Source organism: Brevundimonas sp. UBA7534, from assembly GCF_002479325.1.
Taxonomy (GTDB): Bacteria; Pseudomonadota; Alphaproteobacteria; order Caulobacterales; family Caulobacteraceae; genus Brevundimonas.
Genome location: NZ_DLMO01000052.1, coordinates 7,457 through 11,541, shown reverse-complemented (window position 1 = coordinate 11,541; position 4,085 = coordinate 7,457). Strand labels below are relative to the sequence as shown.

5 protein-coding genes and 1 pseudogene are annotated in these 4,085 nt (G+C 70.0%); 3 read left to right on the top strand and 3 right to left on the bottom strand.

Annotated elements, in window-relative coordinates:
- Positions 1-246: pseudogene (locus tag B2U11_RS03790) on the top strand (dihydrolipoyl dehydrogenase); the annotation flags it as partial.
- Between the two features lie 86 nt (positions 247-332).
- Here B2U11_RS03790 and dut read toward each other — a convergent pair.
- Entirely contained in the window at positions 333-788 is a 456-nt protein-coding gene (dut, locus tag B2U11_RS03785; protein ID WP_292070053.1) for a dUTP diphosphatase, read from the bottom strand.
- A complete protein-coding gene (gene coaBC / locus B2U11_RS03780) occupies positions 785-2,014 on the bottom strand; it encodes a bifunctional phosphopantothenoylcysteine decarboxylase/phosphopantothenate--cysteine ligase CoaBC (RefSeq protein ID WP_292070052.1) in 1,230 nt (409 codons plus the stop codon). Before coaBC ends, dut begins: the two co-directional genes overlap by 4 nt.
- A gap of 108 nt (positions 2,015-2,122) precedes the next feature.
- Here coaBC and B2U11_RS03775 point away from each other — a divergent pair, with 108 nt between their 5' ends.
- Both B2U11_RS03775 and B2U11_RS03770 read left to right on the top strand, forming a co-directional pair.
- A complete protein-coding gene (locus B2U11_RS03775; RefSeq protein ID WP_292070051.1) occupies positions 2,123-2,641 on the top strand; it encodes an S-type pyocin family protein in 519 nt (172 codons plus the stop codon).
- Between the two features lie 34 nt (positions 2,642-2,675).
- Complete coding sequence (locus B2U11_RS03770; RefSeq protein ID WP_292070049.1) at positions 2,676-3,539, top strand: HAD family hydrolase; 864 nt, start codon at positions 2,676-2,678, stop codon at positions 3,537-3,539.
- Positions 3,540-3,542: 3 nt separating this feature from the next.
- Here B2U11_RS03770 and zapE read toward each other — a convergent pair.
- A partial coding sequence (gene zapE / locus B2U11_RS03765) for a cell division protein ZapE (RefSeq protein WP_292070048.1) occupies positions 3,543-4,085 on the bottom strand: 543 nt, incomplete at its 5' end.

The following is a 4,085-nucleotide window of genomic DNA, read 5'->3' as shown; positions in this document are numbered from 1 at the left end:
CTGGCCATCGAGGCGGGCGAGGACGGCGGCTTCGTGCGGGTCATCGCGTCGAAGTCCGACCACCGCATCCTGGGCGTCCAGGCCGTCGGCCAGCACGTCTCGGAACTGTCGAACAGTTTCGCCCAGATGCTGGAGATGGGGGCGGTGCTGGAGGATGTGGCCGGAACCATCCACGTCCACCCCACCCTGGGCGAAGCCTTCCACGAGGCGTCGCTGCGGGCGCTGGGCCACGCCATCCATATTTGAGGGCGCTATCGCTCGCCGCGCGGCGGCTCGCTGCTTGAGCGCGGCGGTTCGTGCGCCGCGGGGCGCCCTGCCCCTCCGCTAAAGTCTTATCGCCCCGTGGAGCCGAAGCCGCCGGTGCCGCGGGCGGTGTCGTCCAGCGCCTCGACCTCGCGCCAGTCGGCGCGTTCGTGCCGGGCGATCACCAGCTGGGCGATGCGCTCGCCGCGGCGGATGACGAAGGGCTCGGCGCCGATATTGGCCAGGATCACGCCGCACTCGCCGCGATAGTCGCTGTCGATGGTGCCCGGCGCATTGGGGCAGACGACGCCGTGCTTCAGCGCCAGGCCCGACCGCGCCCGCACCTGCGCCTCGTAACCCAGCGGCAGCGCGATCTTCAGCCCCGTCGGCACCAGGACGCGCTGGCCCGGCGCAAGGGTCAGCGGCTGGTCCTCGGGCACCGCCGCGCGCAGGTCCATCCCCGCCGATCCGGCCGTCTCATAGGCCGGCAGGGGCAGTCCTTCCGAATGGGGCAGGCGCTGGATCTGGACACGGGTGACGGTCATGCGGGGTCCTTGAACTGTTCGGCGATGCGGGCCGCCAGGCGGCGGGCGATGGCGGTCTTGGACTGGCGCGGCCAACTTTCGACGCCCGAGGCCGTGACCAGCAGGACGGCGTTGCCGTCCGAGCCGAACACCTCGTCCGAGACGTCGTTGCCGACGATCCAGTCGCAGCCCTTGCGCGAGAGCTTGGCGCGCGCGTTGGCCTCCAGGTCCTGGGTTTCGGCGGCGAAGCCGATCACCAGCCTGGGCCGGTTCGGACCGGGCCGCGACAGCCCCGCCAGGATGTCGGGATTCTCGACCAGCGACAGGGTCGGCGGCCCGCCCGGCGCCTTCTTGATCTTGGCCCCGGCGACGGTGTCCACGCGCCAGTCGGCCACGGCGGCCGACAGCACGGCGATGTCGGCGGGCAGCGCGTCCTGTGTCGCCTTCTGCATCTCCAGCGCGCTCTCCACGTCGATCCGGCTTACCCCGACGGGGGCGCCCAGGGCGGTCGGCCCCGACACCAGGGTCACATCGCAGCCCAGTTCGGCCAGGGCGGCGGCGATGGCGTAGCCCTGCTTGCCGCTGGAGCGGTTGGTCAGGCCCCGCACCGGGTCGATCGGCTCGAACGTCGGGCCGGCGGTGACCACGGCCTTGCGCCCCGCCAGAGGCCGCCAGGCGACGCCCGCCATCAGCCCCTCGATCGCCTCCAGGATCGCGGCCGGCTCGGCCATCCGGCCCGGCCCGAACTCGCCGCAGGCCATCTCGCCCTCATCCGGCCCCACGACCGCGACGCCGTGGAAGCCGTCGAAATTCCTGAGCCGCGCGACATTGGCCTGGACCGCCGGATGCAGCCACATGCGTACATTCATCGCCGGAGCCAGCAGCACCCGCTTGTCCGTGGCGATCAGGGTGGTGGAGGCCAGGTCGTCGGCGATCCCGTTGGCCGCCTTGGCGATCAGCCCCGCTGTCGCCGGCGCCACGACCACCAGGTCGGCCCAGCGCGACAGCTCGATATGGCCCATCGTCGTCTCTTCGTCGGGATGGAACAGGTCAGAGCGCACCGGATGGCCGCTCAGCGCCGCCAGCGACAGGGGCGTGACGAACTGGGCCCCGGACTCCGTCAGGATGATCCGCGTCTCGCCGCCCGCCTTGGCGATCAGCCGCACCAGCTCCAGCGCCTTGTAGGCGGCGATTCCGCCGCCGACGATCAGCAGCACCTTGCGGTTGGAAAGCGGGCGCGTGTCCATACGCCTGATCTAGCCCCCCCGCGTGACGGCGTCGAGACGACGGCGCAGAACATTGCAGGAACAATAAAGTTGTGCTTTCGTCGCGTCCAGCGGGTGATGGAGGGACAAATGAACACGCTGAAGACGGGATCGGCCGCGCTGGCGATCATGGCCTTGTTGACCACGGCGGCCTGCGACAACGCCTCGGCGGTCCAGACGCGGGACCTGGCCGAGGGCGAGACGGCCCAGCCGGTCGGTCTGGTCGACGCATCGACAGAGACGGCGGCCGCCTCGGGCCAGGCGGCCAAGCCCGCCTTGACGGCCAGCCGGCGCGAGACCGTCGACGCCAAGATCGCCCGCCTCTACGAGCGCAACGGCGCCGACTTCGCCGCCCGCTCGCCCGAGGATTACCTGGCCAAGGTGGAGGCCTTCACCGCCAAGCCGCCGTCGGGGACCGAGACGGCCAAGAGGCCGAACGGCGACACCCTGCTGTACCAGGCCTCGACCAACACCTTCGCGGTGGTGGCCCGCGACGGCACGCCGCGCACCATGTTCAAGCCGACGACGGGGGCCGATTACTGGGCCGAACAGAAGGCTGCGGCCCCGACCTTCGGCCAGCGTCGCCAATCGACGGCGGACGCCGGCTGATATAGAGGCGGGGTCTGACACAGGATCCCGCCGCATGGACGACGCCCCCCCCTTCGACACCCCGCCGCTGAAGACCGCCCTGATCTATGATTTCGACGGCACCCTGGCGCGCGGCAACATGCAGGAGGTCAGCTTCATCCCCTCGGTGGGCATGGGGATCGGCGACTTCTGGGAGGAAGCCGAGCGCCTGACGCGCCAGGCCGACGGCGACGGCATCCTGATGTACATGCAGCTGATGTTGCACCATGCGCGGCAGAACGGCCGCCCGGTGACACGCGAGACCCTGCGCGACCACGGCCGGGAGGTGGCGCTGTTCGAAGGCCTGAAGGACCTCAGCTGGTTCGAGCGGATGAACGCCTTCGGCCGCCGCTACAATCTGGAGATCGAGCATTACATCGTCTCCGCCGGGCTGGAGGAGATGATCGAGGGCACGCCCATCCGCCCCGCCCTGACCCACGTCTTCGCCTCCCACTACGTCTATGACGACAAGGGCCAGGCCGCCTGGCCGGCGGTGGGCGTCAACTACACCACCAAGACCCAGTACCTGTTCCGCATCAACAAGGGCGTGCGAAACCACTGGGAGCACGAGCGGATCAACCATTTCATCCCCGACGACGAACGCCCCGTGCCCTTCGAGCGGATGATCTTCATCGGCGACGGCGACACCGACGTGCCGACCATGAAGATGATGCACACCAAGGGCGGCTTCTCGATCGCCGTCTACGACCCCCGCTCAAACGAGAAGGACCAGAAGAAGGTCTATTCGCTGATCTCGGAGGACCGGGTGAACTTCGTCGCCGCCGCCGACTACCGCGAGGGCTCGGCGCTGGACCTGATCGTGAAGGGACTGGTCGGCCGCATCGCCATCACCGCCGGCACCATGCCCGCGGGCGTGTGAGGCTCAGCCGTCCTCGCGGACGTGGGCCAGCCAGTCCTGGCTCTGCATCTCGTTGAAGCGCGACACGGTGCGCTCGAACTCGAAGGCGCCGACGCCTTCGGTGTAGAGCGCCTGGGGCCGGGCGGCGGCCAGGACGATCAGCCTGGTCCTGGCCTCATAGAGGGCGTCCACCAGCGTCACCAGCCGACGCGCCTCGTGATGGTTGGCCGGCCCCAGCACCGGCACATCCTCCAGGAACAGGGTGTGGAAACGCCGGGCGATGGCCAGATAGTCCTGCGGCCCCAGCGCGCGGCCGCACAGTTCGGCGAAGGTCGCGCGCGCCATCGAGCCGACCGTACGCGCCAGGATCACCTCGCGCCCCAGCACCGTCAGATGCGCCGGCTCCTCGGGCTCGCCGCCCTTCAGTTCGCGCCACAGCTCCTCGAAGGCGGCGCGGTCGTCGGGGGTGTGCCAGACCTGGGACGAGGACAGCCGGTCCAGCCGCCAGTCGCGCGCGCCCGCCGTCTCCACCACCACGCAACGCTCGCGGATGATGTCGATGAAGGG

Excerpts from the sequence above, each read along its gene's own strand:
- coaBC (WP_292070052.1), bottom strand. The coding sequence starts at position 2,014 with ATGGACACGCGCCCGCTTTCCAACCGCAAGGTGCTGCTGATCGTCGGC.
- dut (WP_292070053.1), bottom strand. The coding sequence starts at position 788 with ATGACCGTCACCCGTGTCCAGATCCAGCGCCTGCCCCATTCGGAAGGA.
- B2U11_RS03770 (WP_292070049.1), top strand. The coding sequence starts at position 2,676 with ATGGACGACGCCCCCCCCTTCGACACCCCGCCGCTGAAGACCGCCCTG.
- B2U11_RS03775 (WP_292070051.1), top strand. The coding sequence starts at position 2,123 with ATGAACACGCTGAAGACGGGATCGGCCGCGCTGGCGATCATGGCCTTG.